This window comes from Pseudomonas sp. CGJS7 (assembly GCF_036961695.1).
The window spans coordinates 87,574-110,963 of the sequence record NZ_JBAMDI010000017.1 but is presented as its reverse complement, the minus strand read 5'-3'; the positions used below and the strand labels follow the sequence as shown (position 1 = coordinate 110,963).

The window sequence follows — 23,390 nt, the reverse complement described above, 5'->3', positions numbered from 1 at the left end:
GCATTCCAGGATGTTTCGACGACGTGAACAACAACAGACCCTTCCCACGCTTTCGCGCCCTGGCGCTGGCCCTGGCGGTCAGCACCGTGGCCGTTGACAGCCAGGCCGCAGAGGCCGGCAATACCCTCCAGATCCAGGCCCAGCCGTTGGGTTCGGCGCTGAACCAGCTCGGCCAGCAGACCAGCCTGCAGCTGTTTTTCAGCCCCGAGCTGGTCGCCGGCAAACAGGCCCCGGCGGTATCGGGCAACCTGGCGCCGGTGCAGGCGCTGCAACAGCTGTTGCAAGGCAGCGGGCTCACCTACGAGATGTCCGGGGACACCGTTGTGGTGAAGCCTCTGCCGACTACCCTTGACCTGGGCAGCGGCAGCCTGGAGCTGGCACCCACCGACATCAAGGTGGTCGGTGACTGGCTGGGTGATGCCCAGCAGAGCGTGGTACAGAACCACCCCGGGGCACGCACCGTGGTACGCCGCGAGGCGATGGTGGAGAAGGGCGCAATGAACGTGCGCGACGTGCTGCGCGGCATCCCCGGCGTGCAAGTGCAGGACTCCAACGGAACCGGTGGCAGCGACCTGTCGCTGAACGTGGGCGTGCGCGGCCTTACTTCGCGCCTGTCACCACGCTCCACGGTACTGATCGATGGCATCCCGGCCGCGTTCGCGCCGTATGGCCAGCCACAGCTGTCGATGGCACCGATTTCCTCTGGCAACCTCGACAGCATCGACGTCGTGCGCGGTGCCGGCTCGGTGCGCTATGGCCCGCAGAACGTGGGCGGCGTGATCAACTTTGTAACCCGGGCGATTCCGGAAAAGGCCTCGGCAGAGCTGTCCACCACCCTGGAGACCTCCCAGCACGGTGGCTGGAAACACACCGAGTCAGCCTTCGTCGGTGGCACGGCCGACAATGGCATGGGCGTGGCGCTGTTGTACACCGGGGTGAATGGCAACGGTTACCGTGAAAGCAACAACGGCAACGACATCGACGACGTTATCCTCAAGACGCATTGGGCGCCAACCGATGTCGATGAGTTCTGGCTCAACTTCCATTATTACGATGGCCGTGCCGACATGCCGGGTGGCTTGACCCAGGCCCAATACGACAGCAACCCGTACCAGTCGCTGCGCGATTACGACTACTTCGCGGGCCGGCGCAAGGATGTGTCGTTCAAATGGCAGCGGCAGCTCGACGATGCCACCCAGTTCGAAGTGCTGACCTACTACACCGACAGCTTCCGCGGCAGCACAATAGCCTCGCGGGACATGAAGACGTTGTCGTCGTACCCGCGCAACTACCACACCTTCGCCATTGAACCCCGTGTGTCGCGCATCTTCTTTGCCGGCCCAACCACCCAGGAAGTCAGTGTCGGTTACCGTTACCTGAAGGAAGCGATGCGCGAACAGTCGACTCGCCTGGCGCTGATCGACAACGTACCGACGGTGACCCCGACTTCCGACGGCCACGTGTTCCAGGACCGCAGCGGCGGCACCGAGGCCAGCGCCTACTACATCGACGACAAGATCGACGTGGGCAACTGGACCATTACCCCTGGCGTGCGCTTCGAGCACATCAATACCGACTGGCGCGACCGCCCGGTACTGGACGCCAACAACCGCCCGGTAGCCGAGAAAAAGCGCAGCATCACCAGCAACGAGCCTTTGCCGGCGCTCAGCGTGATGTACCACGTTTCCGATGCCTGGAAGGTATTCGCCAACTACGAGACTTCGTTCGGTAGCCTGCAGTACTTCCAGCTGGGCCAGGGCGGTTCTGGCAACAGTACGGCCAATGGCCTGGAGCCGGAAAAAGCCAAGACCTACGAAATCGGTACCCGTTATGACAATGGCGGCTTTGCCGGTGAGCTGACGGCGTTCTACATCGACTTCGATGATGAGCTGCAGTACATCAGCAACGACGTGGGCTGGACCAACCTCGGTGCGACCAAGCACCAGGGCATCGAGGCCTCGGTGCGTTATGACCTGGCAGGGCTGGACCCGCGCCTGGACGGGCTGTCGGTGAGCGGTGGCTACACCTATACCCGCGCGACCTATGAAGGGGATATCCCGGGGTTCAAGGGCCGTGACCTGCCGTTCTATTCACGCCAGGTGGCCACTGCCGGGGTGCGTTACGCGATCAACCACTGGACCTGGAACCTGGATGCCTATGCCCAATCCAGGCAGCGCGCACCCGGTACCGGGATCAATGCCGATGGCAGTTTCAATGGCGACTACATCACCGAGCCGAGTGCTGACGGGCAGTATGGCGATATTCCAGGCTACGTGACCTGGCATGCCCGTGGCGGTTATGAGTTCGGGCCGCAGTGGTCCAACCTGAAGCTGGCGGCGGGGGTGAAGAACCTGTTCGACAAGCAGTACTTCACCCGCTCCAGTGACAACAATGCCGGCCTTTACGTGGGTGAGCCGCGAACCTTCTACGTGCAGGCCAGTGTTGGGTTTTGATCGGAGATTGCCGGGGCCGCTTTGCGGCCCTTCGCGGTCGGGTGTAGGAGCGGGTTCACCCGCGAAAGGGCCGGGCCTGCTGGCCAATCTTCACCCGTCGTTCACCGTTGCCTCCGCTGCCGTATTCGCGGGTAAACCCGCTCCTACACATTGATCGATGGTGGACACATCGGTGATTGGGCGCAGGCCGTCGTAGGAGCGGGTTCACCCGCGAAAGGGCCGGGACTGCTGGCCAATCTTCACCCGTCGTTCACCGTTGCCGCCACCACCGTATTCGCGGGTAAACCCGCTCCTACACATTGATCGGTTGTGGACATACATCGGGGATTGAACACAGGCCGTTGTAGGAGCGGGTTTACCCGCGAAGGGGCGCAAAGCGCCCCCGGCGATTACGAAACCACCGCCTCGGCCGGCGAAACGATACTGCTCTTCGCCCCCCGCGATCTCCCCGAGCTCAGGTACGCGGCAATCGACTCCTGCGTCACCTCGCCCAAGAACACCTGCTCGGCATCCAACACTGGCAACCACGCGCGGTTGAACTCGTACATGCGCGACAACAGGATGCGCAAATGCTCATCGTGCGACGCCGTGGCATTGAACGGCCGCAGGAAATCGCCACACGTCCCTTGCTGGCGGTGCATGTCACGTCGGCGCACATAGCCCAGCGCCTTGTTCTGCGCGTCGGTCACCACCACGTAGCGGCGGTCGTGCTCATCGAGCAGCTCCAGTGCGTCGCTCACTGGTGTTTCCGGGCTCACCGACGGCGCGTTGTCCGCTGCATCCTCGGCACGCACCAGCAACAGGCGTTTGAGGGTGCTGTCCTGGCCCACAAAGTTGCTGACGAAATCATCCGCCGGGTGCGCCAGTAGGGTATCCGGGTGATCCAGCTGCAACAGCTTGCCGGCACGGAAGATGGCAATCTTGTCGCCCAGTTTGATCGCTTCGTCGATGTCGTGGCTGACCATGATCACCGTCTTGTTCAGCGCCCGCTGCATTTCGAAGAACTCGTTCTGGATCATCTCGCGGTTGATCGGGTCGACCGCGCCGAACGGTTCATCCATCAACAGCACGGGTGCATCTGCTGCCAGGGCGCGAATCACGCCGATACGCTGTTGCTGGCCGCCAGATAGCTCGCGCGGGTAGCGTTGCAGGTACTGCTTGGGTTCGAGCTTGATCATGTGCATCAGCTCGCGAGCCCGCTCGTGGCATTTCTGCTTGTCCCAGCCAAGCAGGCGCGGGACCACGGTAATGTTCTCCTCGATGGTCATGTTGGGGAACAGACCGATCTGCTGGATCACATAGCCGATGTGCCGGCGCAGGGTAACTTCGTCCAGGCCGGTGGTGTCTTCGCCGTTGATGAACACCTGGCCCGAGGTGGGCGTGATCAGGCGGTTGATCATTTTCAGCGTGGTGCTCTTGCCGCAGCCCGACGGGCCGAGGAACACGCAGATTTCCCCTTCATTGACGGTGAGGCTTACCGAGTCGACGGCTTTGACGTCCTTGCCGTTGACGTTGAAGGTTTTGCTGAGGTTCTTCAGTTCGATCATGAGCGCAGTCCTTCTGGAGTCAGGGCACGTTGCAGGGTTTGCAGCAGCAGGTCGGCGATGATCGCCAGCAGGCTGACCAGTACGGCGCCGACCAGCAGCATCGACATGTCGCTGCGGCTGATGGAAGTCAGAATCAGCACGCCGAGGCCGCCGGCGCCGATGGTGGCGGCAATGGTCATGACGCCGATGTTCATCACCACGGCGGTGCGAACGCCGGCGAGGATCACCGGTACGGCGATGGGCAGCTCGACCATGCGCAGGCGCTGGCCGAAGGTCATGCCAATGCCACGCGCGGCTTCACGGATACCGGGCTCGACATTGGTCAGGGCCAGGTAGGTGTTGCGCATGATTGGCAGCAGCGAATAAAGAAACACGGCAGTGATCGCAGGCAAGGGGCCCAGCCCCTGGCCGAACTTGGAGTAGAACGGCAGCAGCAGGCCGAACAACGCAATCGATGGGATGGTCAGCAGCACTGTGGCGCTGGCCTGCAGCGGGCCGGCCACTGCCGGGAAGCGGGTCATCAGGATGCCCAGCGGCACGCCAACGAGGATCGCCAGGCCGACGGCGATGCCAACCAGCATGATGTGCTGCCAGGTCAGTTGCAGCACCTGGGCCCAGTCGAGGTGGGCGAACGTGTCGAGCAGGCTCATGGCTGTACCTCCTTGAGGGGATGCTCTCGCAGGAATGCCGCGGCCACAGCGGTCGGGTTCTGGTGGTCTACGTCGACCTTGGCATTGAGCTGGCGCATGGTCTCGTCATCGAGCTGCTCGGCCAGTGGCTTGAGCAGGGCGACCAGTTGCGGGTTGGCGTCGAGCACGGCCTTGCGCACCACCGGGGCGGCGGTGTAGTCGGGGAAGTAGTGCTTGTCGTCTTCGAGCAGCTTGAGGTTGAACGCGCTCAGGCGACCGTCGGTGGTGTAGACCAGGCCTGCGAACACCTGGTTGTTGTGCATGGCCGTGTAGACCAGGCCCGCGTCCATCTGGCGGATGTTGGCGCGGCCGACCTTCAGGTCGTACATTTCCTTGAGCCCGACCAGGCCGTCGGGGCGGTTGGCGAACTCGGTGTCCAGGGCCACCAGGTGATTACGCTTGCGCTCGTCGCGCAGCACCTGGTTAAGGTCGCTGATCGAGTTGATCTGCGGGTAGGCCTCCGCGACCTGCTTTGGCAAGCCGAGGGCATAGGTGTTGCTGAATTTCGACGGGGTCAGCCAGATCAGGTCTTTTTTGGCATCCAGCTCCTTGACCTTGGCGTAGGTGGCCTCGGCGCTGGGCATACGCTCATCGATGTGGTTGTAGGACACCAGCGACACCCCGGTGTATTCCCACATCAGGTCGAGCTGGCCGGTTTCCTGGGCCTGACGTGCGAGGCTGCTGCCAAGCCCGCCGATGACACGCACATCGAAGCCATTGGCGCGCAGGTACTGCGCGGTGATTTCGGCGAGCACGGTCTGTTCGGTGAACACCCGCGCGCCGATGCGGATCAGCGGTTTTTCCGCTGCCTGGGCAAATCCTGCGAACAGCAGGGCCGCGCCCAGCAGCAAGGCGATTCTCTTCTTCATGCGTTTCCTATCCTTATTGGGCCAGGCCACGTTCCAGCCAGCGCCTGCTGGAGAAACTCACCGCCGCATCCAGCACCAGTGCCAGCAGCGCGGTGCAGGCGGCCCCCAGCAGCAGCTGCGGCTGATTGTTCAGGGCGATGCCGGGGAAAATCAGGCTGCCCAGGCTGTTGGCGCCGATCAGGAATGCCAGCGGTGCGGTGCCCACGTTCAACGCCAGGGCCACGCGTACGCCGCCGACGATGATCGGCACGGCGTTGGGCAGTTCCACCTGCCAGAGTTGCTGGCGCGGGGTCATGCCAATGCCGGTAGCGGCTTCCTTGAGCGATGCGGGGACGTTTTTCAGGCCTTCGTAGGTGTTGCGCACGATGGGCAGGAGGGACGCGAGGAACAGTGCGAAGATCGCAGGCCCGGCGCCGATGCCCAGGATACTCAGGGCGATGGCCAGAACGGCCAGAGGGGGGATGGTGTTGCCAACGTTGAAGAACTGCATGAAGCGCTCGGCTTTGTCGACCCGGTGCGGTCGACTTAACGCAATGCCGGCGGGGATGCCCACGGCCAGCGCCGCCGCCATCGAAGCCAGCACCAGTACCAGGTGCGCTTGCAGGTAGAACCCAAGATCGTCGCGATAACGCGCGATCGTGTCGATGCCGATCCAGTGGACCAGCAGGGCCAGGATGACGAGCACGGCGGCCCATCCCAACAGCCCCTTTCCGTAGCGTTTAGCCACAGGTGGACTCCTTGTGTAGTCGGCGAGCACACTTCTTGGTTGCCGGCCAGTCCTGGCGGCGGGTGGTGTGTTCGCGAGTAGCAGCGTGATGCAAACCGAGGGCTGCGATCAGGCCATGAGCCGAACCCCGTCGGGCCCGAAAATGCTGATGAAACCAGTCCCCAACCGAAGCGGTTTGCAGGGGAGTGGACGTCTCCGTGGGCGTAAAGGTTCCCATCTGGGACGGCATTTGGCCAGCGTTAATCGCTGGGTTGCGGGTTTTTGGGCGAGAAAAAACAGCGACTTGATGTGCTGCAGGCGTTGAAATAACTGCGTTTTGGTTATTTGTCGTGATAAAGCGATTGCCTGTTGGGTTTGTTTTGTCTGTGCTGGCGTCTTCGCGGGTAAACCCGCTCCTACGAAGACTGCACCGCATCCGGATCCTGTGTCGTACCTGTAGGCGCGGGTTTACCCGCGACGAGGCCGGCACAGGCGCCATTCATTCGGCAGATTTTGGCCCAGGCCCAACTTCAGGTATGATACTGCCCCTTTCAAATCCCCCAGTCAGGCGATTTCCCATGACCAACCAGGCCGCCGAAGTCGCGAAGCGCCGCACTTTCGCAATCATTTCCCACCCCGACGCCGGTAAGACCACCATCACCGAGAAGCTGCTGCTGATGGGCAAGGCCATTGCCGTCGCCGGTACCGTGAAGTCGCGCAAGTCCGACCGCCATGCCACCTCCGACTGGATGGAAATGGAGAAGCAGCGCGGCATCTCCATCACCACCTCGGTGATGCAGTTCCCGTACCGTGAGCACATGATCAACCTGCTCGACACCCCCGGCCACGAAGACTTCTCGGAAGACACCTACCGCACCCTGACCGCGGTGGACTCGGCGCTGATGGTGCTCGACGGCGGTAAAGGCGTTGAGCCGCGTACCATCGCCCTGATGGACGTGTGCCGCCTGCGCGACACGCCAATCGTCAGCTTCATCAACAAACTCGACCGAGACATCCGCGACCCGATCGAACTGCTCGACGAGATCGAAGCCGTTTTGAAGATCAAGGCCGCGCCAATCACCTGGCCGATCGGTTGCTACCGCGACTTCAAGGGCGTGTACCACCTGACCGGTGACTACATCGTGGTGTACACCCCGGGCCATGGCCACGAGCGCACCGAAGCCAAGATCATCCAGAAGCTGGACTCGGACGAAGCCCGCGCGCACCTGGGCGACCAGTACGATTCGTTCGTCGAGCAACTGGAGCTGGTGCAGGGCGCTTGCCACGAGTTCAACCAGGAAGAGTTCATCAACGGTCAGCTGACCCCTGTGTTCTTCGGTACTGCACTGGGCAACTTCGGTGTCGACCACGTGCTCGACGCCGTGGTCGACTGGGCGCCGCGTCCGCTTGGCCGTGTGGCCCACGAGCGCACCGTGGAGCCTGTGGAAGAAAAGTTCACCGGCTTCGTGTTCAAGATCCAGGCGAACATGGACCCGAAACACCGAGACCGTATCGCCTTCATGCGCATCTGCTCGGGCAAGTACGAGAAAGGCATGAAAATGCGCCACGTGCGCCTGAACAAAGACCTGCGTATCGGCGATGCGCTGACGTTCTTCTCCTCCGAGCGTGAGCAGCTGGAAGAAGCCTTTGCCGGTGACATCATCGGCCTGCACAACCACGGCACCATCCAGATCGGCGACACCTTCACCGAAGGCGAGGCGCTGGGCTTCACCGGTATCCCGCACTTCGCACCGGAGCTGTTCCGCCGCGTACGCCTGAAAGACCCGCTGAAATCCAAGCAACTGCGACAAGGCCTGCAGCAGCTGGCCGAAGAAGGTGCTACTCAGGTGTTCTTCCCTGAGCGCAGCAACGACATCATCCTGGGTGCGGTCGGTGTGCTGCAGTTTGACGTGGTCGCCAGCCGCCTGAAGGAAGAGTACAAGGTCGAGTGCGCCTACGAGCCCATCACTGTCTGGTCGGCGCGCTGGATCAGCTGCGATGACAAGAAGAAGCTCGAGGAATTCCAGACCAAGGCCATGGAAAACCTGGCCATCGACGGCGGCGGTCACCTGACCTACCTGGCGCCGACCCGGGTCAACCTGGCGCTGATGGAAGAGCGCTGGCCGGACATCAAGTTCCGCGCTACCCGCGAGCACCATTAAGGCCTGAAATCGGGGCTGCTTTGCAGCCTTTCGCGGGCACGCCCGCTCCCACAGGGAATCACCAAACCAGGAGGTCATGGGATACCTGTGGGAGCGGGCGTGCCCGCGAAGGGCCGCTAGGCGGCCCCATTTCAGTTCCCGGCTTTGATACTGGTCCAGATTCGCGTACGAATACGGTCGATCTTCGCCGGCATCGCCTCCAGCGCATACAGCTTGCCCATTACCTCGTCGCTCGGGTAAATCATCGTATTGCCCTTCATCGCCGGGTCTACCAGGCCGTCTGCCTTGAGGTTGCCGTTTGCGTATTGCACATGGTTGCTGATGTTGGCCATCACTTCCGGCTGCAGCAGGTAGTTCATGTAGGCATATCCGGCCTTTTCATCCGGCGCATCGACGGGCATCGCGACCATGTCGAACCACATCGGCGCACCCTCCTTGGGTATCGAATAGCCCACCTTCACGCCATTGTTCGCCTCGTCGGCGCGGTTCTTCGCCTGCAGCACATCCCCTGAGAACCCCACCACCACGCAGATATCGCCGTTGGCCAGGTCGCCCGTGTACTTGGACGAGTGGAAATAGCTGATGTACGGCCGCACCTTCATCAGCAGCTCCTTGGCCTTCTCGTAGTCCTTGGGGTCTTGGCTGTGATGGGGCAAGCCCAGGTAGTGCAGGGCGATCGGCAGCAGTTCGGGGCCATTGTCCAGCACCGCGACGCCACAGCTTTTCAGCTTGCTCATGTACTCGGGCTTGAAGATCAGGTCCCAGGAGTCCACGGGCGCGTTGTCGCCGAGCACTGCTTTGACCTTGTCGATGTTGTAGCCAATACCGGTACTGCCCCACAGGTACGGGAAACCGTATTGATTGCCTGGGTCGTTGACCTCCAGCGCCTTGAGCAGCACCGGGTTGAGGTTGTGCCAGTTAGGCAGCTGCGACTTGTCCAGGCGCTTCAAGGCCTTGCCCTGGATCTGCCGGGCCATGAAGTGGTTGGAGGGGAACACCACATCGTAGCCGGAATTGCCGGTCATCAACTTGCCATCGAGGGTTTCATTGCTGTCGTACACGTCATAGGTCGGCACGATGCCGCTGGCTTGCTGGAAGTTCTTCAACGTGTCGGGAGCCACGTAGCTGGACCAGTTGTAGATCTTCACCGTTTCAGCGGCGCTGGCCACGCTGGCGGCCAGCATCAGGGGGGCGAGGAGGAAGGTGCGCATGTCGGGTTTACCTTGCTTTGTCTGTTGTTATCGAAGGCAGGCGATCAGCGGATCAGAAAACAAGCACGTAGGTCTTGCGCACGGTCTCCTGGATGTCCCAGGTGCCGGTGCTGTTGGCCGGTAGCATCAATGCGTCTCCGGCTTCTATGACCAGGGGCTCGCCACCGTCGGGGGTGAACGTGCAGCGGCCCTTGATGAAATGGCAGAACTCCTGTTGCACGATCTGCCGCCGCCAGCGCCCTGGGGTGCATTCCCAGATGCCGGTTTCAACGCCATCGCTGCGCTCCACGCAGGTGACTGACGTGACTGCCACGGGTTCGCCGAGCGGTACCGCGACCGGGTTGGAGCTGTCGAGCACGGCAAATTCGGTGTTCTTGAACTGGGTGATGCTCATGACCGGTGGATCCTGTACGAGTGAAAAGGGAAGTCAGTGCATGAAGCCTTCCATGAAGTCCGCAACCGAGATGGCCAGGCGCCGCCTCCACGGCGCGCTGGCGGGGTTGGCGAGGGTCCGGTCCTCGTGGACGAAGCTCTGGATGATCGCGTTGTAGCCCAGCCAGCGGCAGGGCTCGGGAGGCCAGCTGGCCAGGCTCGATAGCGGGCGGTTGTCGAGCACCCAGGGTTGCGCCGTCAGCTCGTTGCGCTGGTTGAGGATCAGCGCCGCCAGGGTGCGTCCACCCAGGTTGGTAGCCCCCACGCCTTCGCCGCCGTAGCCGCCGGCAAGGGCGATGCCGCGCTGGCGGTCGCAGAGCATGTGTGGGCGGAAGCGTCGCGCCATGCCCAGGTTGCCGCCCCAGGTATGAGTGATGCGTACCTGTTTGAGCTGCGGGAACAGTTCGCCGAACAGGTAGCGGCGCAGTTCGACTTCGTGTTCGTCGAGGTTGAAGTTTTCGCGCAGACGCCCACCGAAGCGGTAGCCACCGCGGGCACCGAAGACCAGGCGGTTGTCGGCGGTGCGCTGGCCGTAGGTGACCTGGCGGCTGCTTTCACTGAAGGCTTGGCCCTGGCTCAGGCCAATCTGCTCCCAGGTGGCCTCCGGCAGCGGCTCGGTGGCCACCAGCAGGCTCTGTACCGGCAATTGGTGTTTGCCCAGTGGCGGCAGGCTGGCGGCGTAACCCTCCACGGCAGGTACCATCCACTGGCAGCGAATCTGTGCCAGCGGGGTACGCACCTCGCTCGGCTGCCAGTCGATGGCCGGGGTGTTTTCGTAGATCGAGACGCCCAGCGCCTCCACTGCCCGGGCAAGGCCGCGTACCAGCTTGGCTGGCTGGATGGTCGCCGTGTGCGGGCTGTAAATGGCTCCAAACGCATTGCTGACCCGCAGCTGGCTCCCCAACTGCTCGGGGCTCAGCCAGCGGTAGTCGTCCTCGGTCATGCCTTGACGATACAAGTCGTCGAGGTAGGCGCGCAGGCTGCGTTCCTGCTCCGGGTAGCGCGCCGCGCAATAAAGGACGCCGCCTTTGCGGTAGTCGCAGTCGATGCCTTCGCTTTGCAGCACGCGCTGCACTTCATCCGGGATGCCGTGCAGCAGGTCGATGCTGGCGCGGCGCTGTTGCGGCGAGAGGGCACCGAGCAGGCGGTCTTCGCCGAGCAGGTTGCCCATCAGCCAGCCCCCATTACGGCCGGAGGCGCCGAAGCCAGCGATTTGGGCTTCGATCACCGCAATGTTCAGCTGGGGGGCCTGGCGCTTGAGGTAGTACGCGGTCCAAAGGCCGGTATAGCCGGCACCGATGATGCACACGTCAACGTCGAGGTCATTGCGCAGTGCCGGGCGCGCGCACAGCGGCTCGTCGAGCTGGTCCATCCACAGGCTGAGCGTGCGCAGGGGTTGCATCGGGTTCGGCTCCACATCCGTCAAGGTCTGTGGGCGATCGTAGTGGTGTCAGCGGGCAGCTGTCCTACGTGCGTGCACGCAGGGAAATTTGCTTCAGGTAGGCCTTGGGCGTGAGCCCGGTGTGCTCACGGAAGCACTTGTAGAACGCCGACAGCGAGTTGAAGCCGGCACTGAAGGCCAGCTCGTCGATCGTCGCCTCGACGCTGTCATCGCCGAGGCTGGCCATCAGGTGCTGCAGGCGTGCCTGGTTGACGTAGCGGTAGAAGCTTTGCCCCAGCACCTGGTTAAGCAGGTAGGAAATCTGGTTGCGGCTGTAGCCGCTGGCGTCGGCGACCTGTTGCAGGTCGAGCTCCGGGTCGAGGTAGGGGCGTTGACGCTGGAAGTAGTGCTCCAGGTCCTGGGCCATGGTCGACAACTGCCGGGGCGACAGGCCCAGGCGGCTGGTGGCGGGGCGCGGGCCGCTGTTGGCGGGGCCTGTGCCGTTCCGGCGGACCAGCGTGGCGTATTCGTTGACCCGCCAGATCAGCCCGTCCCTGACGGTGATCGCCTCGCTGGACTGAAACGCAACCAGGCCGTCGCCGCCCTGGACCGTGACCTGATACTGGATGAATGCGGTGCAGCCATCGACGCGAATGCGGTCGCTGTGGACGATGTCCTCGCCGGCTTCATGGGGCAGGCAAGCGCGTACGTAGTCGCGCAGTTCCTGGTGGCCGAGCACGCGGTTCTGGAAGAAGTCGTGGTACTGGATATCGGGGTGGTAGAGCGCCATGACACCGTCGAGGTCGCGGTGCTTCCAGCAGAGGTGGTAGCGCAGCACGATTTCGGCGGTAAGCGGCGTTTGCTCGGGGCCGTCGGGGAGGGTGGTGGCGATCATGGGAGGATAGTGCATTGCAGAACACCCAGGTGCAAGGGCGTGGATCCTGCATATTGCACGGTTTGCTCAGGCGGCTTGGAGGGTAAGCCTTTGATTCTTATGAATGTAGTTTTTTGATACAACTGGCATGGCGGCTGCACCTTTCTTGTCACCATCGAACAAGGAGAAAGGCCATGCGCTCGATACTGCTTTGGATGATTGGGGTGCCGATTCCGGTGATTATTCTGATCTGGTTCTTTATGCATTGAGATTTTAGGGGCCGCTTTGCGGCCCTTTTGCTACAACTCTTCGCTACAAAAGGCGTGTGCAAGGCAGGGCCCGGATGCCGGCTTGAGATCAATAAATCCAATTTGGTGTTCTGATGAACACCAAGGGTCTCGTTGAATTAGTAATATTTAGTGTAGTAAGTGCAAGTGGAGTGTTGTCTGAAAGTTCCTACAGTATTCTCTTGGCACTTGCCGCTATCTCTACAGTACTAACTAACTCGTTAATAATGTTGCTAGGCTGGTGGACGTGCCGAAATACGTTAGTCTGTAGATTCTTGTCAAAATAGGTGTTTGATTTCTGCTGTTTTCCCGATTACTGTCTGAGGAGGTTCAGGAATAATTCATAATTAAGGACCATTGCTATGGACGTATTCATGGGGTTGCTGGCTGCGGTGTTCTGGGGGTGCACAGACTTCTTGGTCGGCGTGAACGCAAGAGCGGTTGGAGTAAAACGGGCGGTATTTTTCGGTCAGTTGCTAGGGCTTTTCTTGATGGCAATCATTATTGCCATTTCAGCCGATCAGTGGCAGAAATTTACTTCTGCGCCCTGGCTCACGATAGGGTTAGGAATTGTCGCCTCTCTATGCACCGTAGTAGGAGCGCTGGCGCTTTCAAAAGCTTTCGCTATTGGCAAGACAGCCATCGTGGCGCCCCTGGTCACTTCGTATGGTGTTTTTACAACGCTGTTGGCATGGCTGGGTGGTGATGCCCTTTCCGCTTGGCAGGTGGTCGGTATCCTTGTCTGCTTTTTCGGCGTGCTGTTGGCCTGCCGCAGCGATAATGGTGGTTTCGATCGTAAGGTCACCAGCGTAATGTCTGTGTGGTTTGCTTTGTTGGCGGCCATGCTTTACGGCATCAGCTTCTGGATTCAGGGGAAATTCACCTTGCCGGCGCTGGGACCGGTGAACATGCTGGCGCTAGGGTATGCGGTGGGGGTCATGTTCCTTATCCCTGAAGCCATCAAGTTTCTGCGGGATCATACGACGATAATGCTGAAGACCTATGGCTCACTGTGCGGGGCCAGTCTTTTCAACTTGGGAGGGTTTTCTGCGTTTTCTTGGGGGGCTCTAAATGGCTCGGTGTCCGTTGTCACCGTCATCAGCACGTTGTCGGGTGGTATCGCCGCGATCCTGGGGTACTTCTTTTTTCGCGAGCGGCTGTCAGTCATCCAGATCGGTGGTGTTAGCCTAGTGTTGTCAGGGGCTTTGCTTCTGCACCTGTATGGGTGACATTTTCTTCGGTATATAAATTGTAGATTTTGGGGGTGTGCCAATGGCGTATTTCTTCGCTGTGGGCCTGTAGATATGAGTGCTCATAGTAATGGACTATCAAATCTATCTTGCGAAAGTCATGTTGATATGTTGCCTTGCATGGCAGCATTTGCGGTAGTGGTTGAAACTGGAAGTATTGTATACGCATCTGCCCGATTAGGCTTGACGGCGTCTGCAGTCAGCAAGCAGGTATCAAAGCATTGAAAATACCTTGTCCCGTACACAAAAGTCTGACACTTCCCTGATGGTCGAATCCCGGTATCCGTCCGGCCAACACATCTTCCTGATGGAACCGGCGAAGGCCATGGTGTCCACCTAAAAGTAGACACCATTTCTGACCCAGCAAGCGGATTTTCCAGGCCTCAGCGCCGTACCTACAATAAACCTTTCAAAGCCCAGAGTGCGACGAGCCCGGCGCCTCCATCGCAAACATCGCCTTGGGCTACAGCCTCAATGGCAACCTCGTCCACAAATGGATTCAGCTCCACAATCAAAAAGCCTTGGTACTTCAGCTGGGCAGCGCAGCAAACTGCTGTTTTTCGCATTGAGGGCTGCCCAGTTTTCTAACAGTTAAAGAAACTGCTCCGCATAGTGGCAGGCCACCTGCCGCGTACTCACCTGCCTCAGCGCCGGCACCTCCTTGGCACACCGCTCGGTCGCGTACGGGCAGCGTTTGTGGAAGGCACACCCATCCGGCGGGTTCAGCGGGTTGGGCAGCTCCCCGACGATGCGAATCTTAGGCTTCAACGGGTCTGGATGAATCGCCGGTGTCGCCGACAGCAGCGCCTGGGTATAGGGATGCAGCGGCTTGTTGTAGATGTCCTCCTTCGGCCCCATTTCTGCCGGCCGCCCCAGGTACATCACCAGTACCTGATCCGCCACATGCCGCACCACCGCCAGGTTGTGCGAGATGAACACGTAGGCAGTGTTGAACTCCTTCTGCAGATCCATGAACAAGTTCAGCACCTGCGCCTGAATCGACACGTCCAGCGCGGAGGTCGGTTCGTCGGCCACCAGCACCTTGGGCTGCAGCATCATCGCCCGGGCCAGGGCGATACGCTGGCGCTGGCCGCCAGAGAACATGTGTGGGTAGCGCTGGTAGTGCTCGGGGCGCAGGCCGACCTGTTCCATCATCTTCTGCACCTTGTCCCGGCGCTCGGCCTTGCTCAGCGAGGTGTTGATCAGCAGCGGTTCGGCCAGTTGGTCACCGATCTTCTGCCTTGGGTTGAGCGAGGCGTAGGGGCTCTGGAACACCATCTGTACATCGCGGCGCAGTTGTTTGCGCTCTGCCTTGCTGGCGCCCTTCACCTCGGTGCCGGCAATTTGCAGCGAGCCGGACGACGGCTCTTCGATCAGCGTCAGGGCGCGGGCCAGGGTCGACTTGCCGCAGCCGGACTCGCCGACTACAGCCAGGGTCTTGCCGGCCTCCAGTTCGAATGAAACGCCATTGAGCGCACGGACCAGGGCATGGCCCTTGAACAGCCCGCGGGAGACTTCGTAGTGCCGGGTCAGCTCCCGGGCGGATAGAACGACGGCCATCACGCCACCTCCTGGTTCAGCGGGTAGAAGCAACGCACCAGGCTGTGGGCCTGAGGGTCGAGGGGGGGGCGCTGGCGCCGGCAATTGTCCTGAACATAGGGGCAGCGTGGTGACAGCAGGCAACCGACCGGGCGGTCGTAGCGGCCGGGGACGATGCCAGGCAGGGTGGCCAGGCGTTCGGCGCCAATGCTGTGCTCGGGGATCGCCGCTAGCAGGGCTTCACTGTAAGGGTGGGCGGGCGCATCGAACAGTTCTGGCACCTGGCCCACTTCCACGGCCTGGCCGGCGTACATCACGCACACCCGCCTGGCGGTTTCGGCGACCACGGCGAGGTCGTGGGTGATCAGGATGAGCGCCATGTTGCGCTCCTTCTGCAGGTTGACCAGCAGTTCCATGATCTGTGCCTGGATCGTCACGTCGAGGGCCGTGGTCGGTTCGTCGGCGATCAGCAGCTTTGGCTCGCCGGCAATGGCCATGGCGATCGCCACACGTTGGCTCATGCCGCCTGACAGCTGGTGCGGGTAAGCGTCCAGGCGGCTTTCGGCGGCCGGGATCTCGACCTTTTTCAAGAGCTCCAGAGCACGCTGGCGTGCAGCCTTGCCTTTCAGGCCCAGGTGCTGTCGTAGCACTTCCTCGATCTGGAAGCCTACGGTGTAGCTGGGGTTGAGCGCGGTCATCGGGTCCTGGAAGACCATGGCGATGTCCTTGCCCACCACCTTGCGCCGCTGACGGCCGCTGAGCTTGAGCATGTCGGTGCCGTCGAAGGTCAGGGCGTCGGCGGTGATGCGCCCGGGGGCGTCGATCAGGCCCATCAGGGCCATCATGGTGACCGATTTACCCGAGCCGGACTCGCCGACAATGGCCAGGATTTCGCCGGCGTCTACCACCAGGTCAAGGCCGTCCACCACGGGTACCGCATTGGCGTCGCCGAAGCGCACGTTGAGGTTGTTGATCTGCAAAAGTGGCATGGCGTTTTCCTCAGGCGGCGTTCTTGAGTTTCGGGTCCAGCGCATCGCGCAGGCCGTCGCCCATCAGGTTGATTGCCAGCACACTGAGCAGGATGGTCAGGCCGGGCAGGCTTACCACCCACCAGGCGCGCTCGATGTAATCCCGGGCCGAAGCCAGCATGGTGCCCCACTCGGGGGTTGGCGGCTGTACGCCGAGGCCGAGGAAGCCCAGTGCGGCGGCGTCAAGGATGGCCGAGGAGAAGCTGAGCGTGGCCTGCACGATCAGCGGTGCCATGCAGTTGGGCAGCACGGTGACGAACATCAGTCGGGGCAAGCCGGCGCCGGCCAGGCGTGCGGCGGTGACGTAGTCGCGGTTAAGTTCGCCCATCACCGCGGCGCGGGTCAGGCGCACGTAGGACGGCAGGGAAACGATGGCGATGGCAATCACGGTGTTGATCAGGCCAGGGCCGAGGATGGCGACGATGGCCACGGCCAGCAACAGCGACGGCAAGGCCAGCATCACGTCCATCAGGCGCATGATCGACGGGCCGAGCAACTGCGGGAAAAAGCCGGCCAGCAGGCCAAGGAGAATGCCTGGGATCAGTGACATCACCACTGACGACAGGCCGATCAGCAGCGATAGCCGTGCACCCTGAATCAGCCGCGAAAGCAGATCACGGCCCAGTTCGTCGGTGCCCAGGATGAACTGCCAGGTGCCGCCTTCCAGCCACACCGGCGGGGTCAGCAGGAAGTCGCGGTACTGCTCGCTCGGGTCATGCGGGGCTACCCAAGGTGCGAACAGCGCGCAGAACACCACCAGGCACATGAAGGCCAGGCCCATCACCGCGCCCTTGTTGCGCGCGAAGGCTTGCCAGAATTCTTTGTACGGGGAGGGGTAGAGCAGGCTCTGGTCCACCGGGCTGGCCGGTGACACGGATTTTGTAATCGGGCTAGTCATGGCAAGGGCCTCAGCGCTGATGACGGATGCGTGGGTTGGCCAGGCCGTAGAGGATGTCCACGACGAAGTTGACCAGAATCACCAGGCAGGCGATCAACAGGATGCCGTTCTGGACCACGGGGTAGTCACGGGCACCGATGGCTTCGATCAGCCATTTGCCGATGCCCGGCCAGGAAAAGATGGTTTCGGTCAGCACCGCACCGGCCAGCAGCGTGCCGACCTGCAGGCCGAACACGGTCAGCACCGGGATCAGCGCATTGCGCAGGCCATGGACGAACACCACACGGGCCGGCGACAGGCCTTTGGCGCGGGCGGTGCGGATGTAGTCTTCACGCAGTACTTCCAGCATCGACGAGCGGGTCATGCGGGCGATCACCGCGAGCGGGATGGTGCCGAGCACGATGGCCGGCAGGATCAAGTGCATCACAGCGTCCTTGAACGCGCCTTCTTCATCGCTGAGCAGGGTGTCGATAAGCATGAAGCCGGTCTTCGGCTCGATGTCGTAGAGCAGGTCGATGCGCCCGGACACCGGGGTCCAGCCCAGGCTCACGGAGAAGAACATGATCAGGATCAGGCCCCACCAGAAAATCGGCATCGAGTAGCCGGCCAGTGATATGCCCATGACCCCGTGGTCGAACAGCGAACCGCGCTTGAGTGCGGCGATTACACCGGCCAGCAGGCCGACGACGCCGGCGAACAGCAGGGCGGCGAAGGCCAGCTCCAGGGTGGCCGGGAACAGGGTGAGGAACTCGCGCCACACGCTTTCGCGGGTGCGCAGCGATTCGCCAAGGTCACCTTGGGCAAGTTTGCCGACGTAGTCCAGGTACTGGACCGGCAGTGGCTTGTTCAGGCCCAGGCGTTCCATGGCCTGGGCATGCATTTCGGGGTCGACCCTGCGCTCGCCCATCATCACTTCCACCGGGTCGCCGGGGATCAGGCGTATGAGCGCGAAGGTCAGCAAGGTGATGCCGAAAAAGGTCGGTATCAGCAGGCCAAGGCGCCGGGCAATAAAACTCAACATTGTCGGGGTTACCTCATCAGGCCGTGGGGCGATCAGCCCGGTACGGCAGAGCCGCCGGTCCCCGTGTGGGTGGCCGGCGGTCGTTGTTGTTCTACTTCACCTTGGTGGTGGCGAAGTTGTTGTTGGTCAGAGGGTTGATCACGTAGCCCTCCACGTTGTCACGCATGGCGGTGAACATCTTTGGATGAGCCATGCTGATCCAGGGTTGTTCGTCATCGTACACTTTCAATGCCTCGTTATAGAGCCTTGCACGCTCGTCGTTGTCGATCACTTCGCGGGCGCGGCTGATCAGCTCCTGGAACTTGGGGTTGCACCAGCGCGCATAGTTCTCGCCACTTTTCACGGCATCGCAACTGAGCAGTGGGCTGAGGAAGTTGTCCGGGTCGCCGTTGTCGCCGGCCCAGCCGGTGGACACCAGGTCGGCTTCGCCGTTCTTCGCCCGGCGCAGCATCTCGGCCCATTCCATGACGCGGATATCCAGCTTGAGGCCGATCTGTTTGAGGTCGGCCTGCAGCATCTCGGCGGACAGGCGCGGGTTGGGGTTGGTCGGGCCGCCGCCGTTGCGGGTGAACAGGGTGATTACCGTGCCCTCGGGTACACCGGCCTGGCTGAGCAGTGCGCGGGCTTTATCGAGGTCGCGCGGTGGGTTCTGGTTATGGGTGTTGTAGCCGATCATGGTGGGTGGGTAAGGGTTTACACCCACCAGCGCGTTGCCTTTGCCAAACAGTTGGTCGACATGGGTCTGGCGGTCGAAGGCCATGTTGATGGCTTTACGCACACGCACGTCGTTGAGGTATTTGTGCTGGGTATTCATGGCGATGTAGCCGGTGACCAGGGCCTCGATTTCTTCAACCTTGAGTTTCGGGTCTTGCTTGATCGACGGCACGTCATCGGGCTTGGGATAGAGCGCCACCTGGCACTCGTTGGCGCGCAGTTTCTGCAGGCGCACGTTGCTGTCGATGGCGATGGCGAACACCAGCGCATCGGCCGGCGGCTTGCCGCGGAAATAGTCCGGGTTGGGCTTGAAGCGGACCTGGGCGTCCTTGTTGTAACGCTGGAAGATGAAAGGGCCGGTGCCGATCGGTTTGCTGTTCAGCTCGGCGGTCTTGCCAGACTTGAGCAACTGGTCGCCGTATTCGGCGGAGTAGATCGAGGTAAAGCCCATGGCCATGTCGCGCAGGAACGGCGCTTCCGGTCGGCTGAGGGTAATCACCACGGTGTGCTCGTCAGCCTTGCTGACCGACTTGAGCAGTTCCTTGAACCCCATGCTCTCGAAGTACGGGTAGCCGACGCTGGTCTTGTCATGCCAGGGGTGGTTCGGGTCGAGCTGGCGATTGAGGCTCCACAGCACGTCATCGGCGTTCAAGTCACGGGTGGGCTTGAAGTAGTCGGTGGTGTGGAACTTCACCCCCTGACGCAGATGGAAGGTGTAGGTCAGGCCGTCGGTTGAAATGTCCCAGCGCTCGGCCAGGGCCGGCTGGATCTCGGTGGTGCCGGGTTTGAAGTCGACCAGGCGGTTGAACACTGTCTCGGCCGAGGCATCGGCGGTGACTGCGGTGGTGTACTGGACGATGTCGAACCCTTCCGGGCTGGCTTCTGTACACACCACCAGCGGCTTGGCCGCCAGTTGCGTGGCGCCGCCCAGAAGCAGCGCGACCAGGGCTAGGCGCAACGGCCGCGATTTCATGAAAGCTCTGTGCATGTGTTGAAAACTCCCTGCTTGCATTGGTTCCAGCGTAGCCGCCCCGGCCCGCAGCGAAACGGGCCAGGGCGCCGACGGTCAGAGAATGTTGAACGGAATGGTGGTGACCACGCGGAACTCATCCAGGCTGCCATCGCCCTGGGCCTTGCTGGCGCGATGGGTGGTGTAGGTGGCGCGGATGCTGGTGTCTTTCAGCGGCCCGCTCTGCAACGCGTAGCTGGTGCCAATACCCCACTCATAGTGGGTTTCGCCATCCAGGCCATTCACGTCGTAGGCAGTGCCGCGGTAGTGGGTGCCGTCGATACCCCAGCCGCGGGCGTTGTACAGGTTGAACTTCAGGCCAGGCACGCCATAGGGCGCCATGTTCAGCACATAGGAAATCTGCAGCGATTTCTCGTTGGGGCCGTTGAAGTCCGACAGCAGCGAGTTGGCCAGGAAGATGCCGTTGGTTTCGTGCAGGTAGTCGAAGTATTCATTGCCGTTGACCTGCTGCCAGGAGGCGCTGAGGGTGTGGGCCTGATGGGTCAGGCCCAGTGACAGGCTGTAGGTGTCGTTGTCGATCTTGCCCATTTTCTGGCTGCCGGCGTCGACGGTCTTGTAGTAGTTCAGGCCGGTGCTCAGGCTGAGCACTGCGCTGTCGCCGAGCACATGGTTGGCGCCGAAGTAGTACTGGTTCCAGAAGTCGTCGACCTTGGTGGCGTACAGGCTGGTACTCAGGCTCTTGAACGGCTGGTAGTTGATGCCGGCGGTGCTGGCACGGTCGGTTTCCACGCCGGTGGCGCTGTACTCGCTGCGGAACTTGCTGAGGCTCTGTTCGGTACGTGGCGAGACGCGGTCGAAGGTGCCCAGGTCGATGCTGAGGTTGTCGAATTCAGCGCTGTGCAGGAACGCGCCCTGGAAGCTCGAGGGCAGGGCGCGGTTGCCGATGTAGGCGATCATCGGCGTATCCACCGATTGGCGGCCAAGGGTAAGGGTGGTGTTGGACACGCGCGCCTTGATATTGCCCAGGCCCAGTTTGCTCCACTGGCCGACGGGGTCGCCATCGCTGTGGGTGAGGGTGCGGTTGTTGGGGCCGGCGATGGCTTCGCGGCTCTGTTGCAGGGCGATGGCGTTGTAGCCGGCAGCCTCGACGGCGAAGCCCACGGTGCCCTGGGTGAAGCCGGAGCTGTAATTGAGGATGGTGCCCTGGACCCAGTTTTCACGGCTGTGAGTGTCGTGGCGGGTGCCGTCGTTCTTGTAGTACTTCCACAGCGGCGCGCGTGCGGCACGTTCGCGGGCATACCAGTTGCGGGTGCTGCCGGACAGGCTCTGGCCGTCGATGAAGCCGCTGGCTTGCGCTTGCTCGCTGCTGCTTTTGAGGGTGAGCGGAATGTAGTCCTGGCTCTGCGGATCTGCCTGGGCCACCGTGGAAAAGGCACTGATGGATAACGCCAGTGCGGTCAAGGTGAATACTTTCAAGGTTAAAGCTCCCTTTCTTTTCTAGTTATGGCCGGCCTTGTGGGCCGGGTGATTGCTGCGGTGTTGCCAGGGGTGCCGCGGGATCACCGGGCAGAATCGGGGCGTTGTGTTGGCCGTTCTGGCCTCTTCGCGGGCAAGCCCGCTCCCTCAGGTAGGGCGCAGTGTCCGAACCTGTCGAGATCCTGTGGGAGCGGGCTTGCCCGCGAAGAGGCCGGTACTGGCTAACGCTTAATCAACACTCACACCGGAAAAATCATTGCGCCCAAACGGGCTGACCTTGAACTGGGAAACCTTGACGCTAAGCGGCTGGCTCACGGTGGAATGCGCCACCGGCGTGATCGGTACCTGCTGCTTGAGCCGCTGCTGGGCCTGCTGGTACAGGGCGGTGCGTTGCGTACGGTCGGTCACCTGCTTGGCCTGCTTGACCAGGCTGTCGTACTGCGGGTCGCACCACCGCGAGTAGTTGTTGCTGCCGATGGCTTCGCAGCTGTAGAGGGTGCCCAGCCAGTTGTCCGGGTCGCCGTTGTCACCGGTCCAGCCGATCAGGGCGATGTCGTGCTCACCGTTTTTCATGCGCTTGAGGTATTCGCCCCATTCGTAGCTTACGATGCGCACCTTGAATCCGAGCTTGCTCCAGTCCGCCTGGAGCATTTCGGCCATCAGCTTGGCATTGGGGTTGTACGGGCGTTGCACCGGCATCGCCCACAGGGTGATCTCGGTGCCAGGTTTGACACCCGCCTGCTGGAGCAGCTGTCTGGCCTTTTCTGGCGCGTACGGGGCGTCCTTTATGCTGTCGTCATAGGACCACTGGGTCGGTGGCATGGCGTTGACCGCCCGTTGGCCGGCGTCCTGGTACACCGCCTGGAGGATGGCTTCCTTGTTGACCGCCATGTCCATTGCCTGGCGCACTTCCAGGCGGTCGAATGGCGGGTGCTGGGTGTTGTAGGCGATGTAGCCGAGGTTGAAGCCTGGTTGCTGGAGCACCTGCAGCGTGCTGTCGGCCTTGAGCGCCGGCAGGTCGGCCGGGCGTGGGTGCAGGGTCACCTGGCATTCATTGCGGCGCAGCTTCTGGATACGCACCGACGGGTCGGTATTGATCGAGAACACCAGGTTGTCGATCTTCACTTCGTTCGCTGCCCAATAGTCCTTGTTGCCCTTGTAGCGGATCTGCGAATCCTTCTGGTAGCGCTGGAACACGAACGGCCCGGTACCGATAGGCTGCTGGTTGATGTCGCTGGGGCGTCCACTGGCCAGTAGCTGTTCGGCGTATTCAGCGGAGAGGATGGAGGCGAAACTCATGGCCAGGTTCTGGACGAACGCGGCATCGACGGTGTTCAGGGTGAACACCACGGTCAATGGGTCGGCCTTCTCGACGCGGGCGATGTTCTTGTCCAGGCCCATGCCGTTGAAATAGGGAAACTCGGTAGGGTAGGCCTGACGGAACCGATGACCCTTGTCGAGCATGCGGTTGAAGGTGAACAGCACATCGTCGGCGTTGAACGTGCGGCTCGGGCTGAAGGCCTTGTTGCTGTGGAACTTGACCCCTTCACGCAGGTGGAAGGTGTAGCGCAGGCCGTCGTCGGACACCTCCCAGTGCGTCGCCAGGGCCGGGTGCACGGTGGTGCCGCCACGTTCGAACTCGACCAGGCGGTTGTAGATGGGTTCGGCGGCGTCGTTGTCGGTGGCGCTGGTGTACTGGGCGGTGTCGAAGCCGGCTGGGCTGCCTTCAGAGCAGAACACCAGGTTGTTGGCCAGCAGGACCGGGGATTGGCTGACCAGGCCCAGAGCCAGCAGCGCGGAAAGGCGGGTAACGTGGCGCATGGCAAATCCTTTTTCATCTGTTCGCGCCGCCTCCGGGTACGAATGGCGGCAACAGTTCGCCG

At 61.8% G+C, this 23,390-nt stretch carries 19 protein-coding genes; 4 read left to right on the top strand and 15 right to left on the bottom strand.

Annotation, left to right across the window (positions count from 1 at the left end):
* The first annotated feature begins 23 nt into the window (after positions 1-23).
* Positions 24-2,453: a TonB-dependent siderophore receptor gene (locus V7787_RS13335; protein ID WP_336088539.1), complete on the top strand. Its 2,430-nt coding sequence runs from the start codon at positions 24-26 to the stop codon at positions 2,451-2,453.
* A 389-nt stretch (positions 2,454-2,842) separates the two neighbouring features.
* On the opposite strand, the gene V7787_RS13330 is transcribed toward V7787_RS13335, so the two are convergent.
* The 4 genes from V7787_RS13330 to V7787_RS13315 are packed head-to-tail and all read right to left on the bottom strand — an operon-like array spanning position 2,843 to position 6,285.
* A complete protein-coding gene (locus V7787_RS13330) occupies positions 2,843-4,000 on the bottom strand; it encodes an osmoprotectant ABC transporter ATP-binding protein OsmV (protein WP_064492379.1) in 1,158 nt (385 codons plus the stop codon).
* Positions 3,997-4,650 carry an ABC transporter permease gene (locus tag V7787_RS13325; RefSeq protein WP_003248487.1) on the bottom strand — a complete coding sequence of 218 codons (654 nt, stop codon included), beginning with the start codon at positions 4,648-4,650 and terminating at the stop codon, positions 3,997-3,999. The genes V7787_RS13330 and V7787_RS13325 overlap by 4 nt, the downstream gene beginning before the upstream one ends.
* Positions 4,647-5,558, bottom strand: a complete 912-nt coding sequence (locus V7787_RS13320; RefSeq protein WP_064492380.1) for a glycine betaine ABC transporter substrate-binding protein — start codon at positions 5,556-5,558, stop codon at positions 4,647-4,649. Before V7787_RS13320 ends, V7787_RS13325 begins: the two co-directional genes overlap by 4 nt.
* A 13-nt stretch (positions 5,559-5,571) precedes the next feature.
* Positions 5,572-6,285, bottom strand: coding sequence for an ABC transporter permease (locus V7787_RS13315; RefSeq protein ID WP_003248483.1), 714 nt, complete (start codon positions 6,283-6,285; stop codon positions 5,572-5,574).
* Positions 6,286-6,842: 557 nt separating this feature from the next.
* Between V7787_RS13315 and V7787_RS13310 the strand changes: the two genes are divergently transcribed.
* Complete coding sequence (locus V7787_RS13310) at positions 6,843-8,426, top strand: peptide chain release factor 3 (RefSeq protein WP_003248481.1); 1,584 nt, start codon at positions 6,843-6,845, stop codon at positions 8,424-8,426.
* Positions 8,427-8,557: 131 nt separating this feature from the next.
* On the opposite strand, the gene V7787_RS13305 is transcribed toward V7787_RS13310, so the two are convergent.
* The 4 genes from V7787_RS13305 to V7787_RS13290 form a co-directional block, all read right to left on the bottom strand.
* Complete coding sequence (locus V7787_RS13305) at positions 8,558-9,637, bottom strand: polyamine ABC transporter substrate-binding protein (RefSeq protein ID WP_028697402.1); 1,080 nt, start codon at positions 9,635-9,637, stop codon at positions 8,558-8,560.
* Between the two features lie 52 nt (positions 9,638-9,689).
* On the bottom strand, positions 9,690-10,031 hold the full coding sequence (locus tag V7787_RS13300) for a cupin domain-containing protein (protein WP_014589771.1): 342 nt from the start codon (positions 10,029-10,031) through the stop codon (positions 9,690-9,692).
* Between the two features lie 33 nt (positions 10,032-10,064).
* A complete protein-coding gene (locus V7787_RS13295) occupies positions 10,065-11,471 on the bottom strand; it encodes an NAD(P)/FAD-dependent oxidoreductase (RefSeq protein WP_064492381.1) in 1,407 nt (468 codons plus the stop codon).
* 64 nt (positions 11,472-11,535) lie between these two features.
* The gene (locus V7787_RS13290) at positions 11,536-12,360 is read right to left on the bottom strand and encodes an AraC family transcriptional regulator (RefSeq protein ID WP_177429881.1); all 825 of its coding nucleotides are present in this window, start codon (positions 12,358-12,360) and stop codon (positions 11,536-11,538) included.
* A 613-nt stretch (positions 12,361-12,973) separates the two neighbouring features.
* Here V7787_RS13290 and V7787_RS13285 point away from each other — a divergent pair.
* Entirely contained in the window at positions 12,974-13,840 is an 867-nt protein-coding gene (locus V7787_RS13285) for a DMT family transporter (protein ID WP_064492383.1), read from the top strand.
* A gap of 75 nt (positions 13,841-13,915) precedes the next feature.
* Positions 13,916-14,086 carry a helix-turn-helix domain-containing protein gene (locus V7787_RS53075; RefSeq protein ID WP_196766214.1) on the top strand — a complete coding sequence of 57 codons (171 nt, stop codon included), beginning with the start codon at positions 13,916-13,918 and terminating at the stop codon, positions 14,084-14,086.
* Positions 14,087-14,452: 366 nt separating this feature from the next.
* On the opposite strand, the gene V7787_RS13280 is transcribed toward V7787_RS53075, so the two are convergent.
* The 7 genes from V7787_RS13280 to V7787_RS13250 form a co-directional block, all read right to left on the bottom strand.
* Positions 14,453-15,421 (bottom strand): peptide ABC transporter ATP-binding protein, encoded by a 969-nt coding sequence (locus V7787_RS13280; protein WP_003255261.1) that lies wholly within the window; start codon positions 15,419-15,421, stop codon positions 14,453-14,455.
* A complete protein-coding gene (locus V7787_RS13275) occupies positions 15,421-16,389 on the bottom strand; it encodes an ABC transporter ATP-binding protein (RefSeq protein ID WP_104886656.1) in 969 nt (322 codons plus the stop codon). Before V7787_RS13275 ends, V7787_RS13280 begins: the two co-directional genes overlap by 1 nt.
* 10 nt (positions 16,390-16,399) lie before the next feature.
* Positions 16,400-17,326 (bottom strand): ABC transporter permease subunit, encoded by a 927-nt coding sequence (locus tag V7787_RS13270; RefSeq protein WP_003255259.1) that lies wholly within the window; start codon positions 17,324-17,326, stop codon positions 16,400-16,402.
* Positions 17,327-17,336: 10 nt separating this feature from the next.
* Positions 17,337-18,347: an ABC transporter permease subunit gene (locus V7787_RS13265; protein ID WP_003255257.1), complete on the bottom strand. Its 1,011-nt coding sequence runs from the start codon at positions 18,345-18,347 to the stop codon at positions 17,337-17,339.
* A gap of 91 nt (positions 18,348-18,438) precedes the next feature.
* On the bottom strand, positions 18,439-20,049 hold the full coding sequence (locus tag V7787_RS13260; RefSeq protein ID WP_177409996.1) for an ABC transporter substrate-binding protein: 1,611 nt from the start codon (positions 20,047-20,049) through the stop codon (positions 18,439-18,441).
* Between the two features lie 78 nt (positions 20,050-20,127).
* Positions 20,128-21,507, bottom strand: coding sequence for an OprD family porin (locus tag V7787_RS13255; protein ID WP_104886654.1), 1,380 nt, complete (start codon positions 21,505-21,507; stop codon positions 20,128-20,130).
* Between the two features lie 228 nt (positions 21,508-21,735).
* A complete protein-coding gene (locus V7787_RS13250) occupies positions 21,736-23,328 on the bottom strand; it encodes an ABC transporter substrate-binding protein (RefSeq protein ID WP_064492386.1) in 1,593 nt (530 codons plus the stop codon).
* Positions 23,329-23,390: the final 62 nt, after the last annotated feature.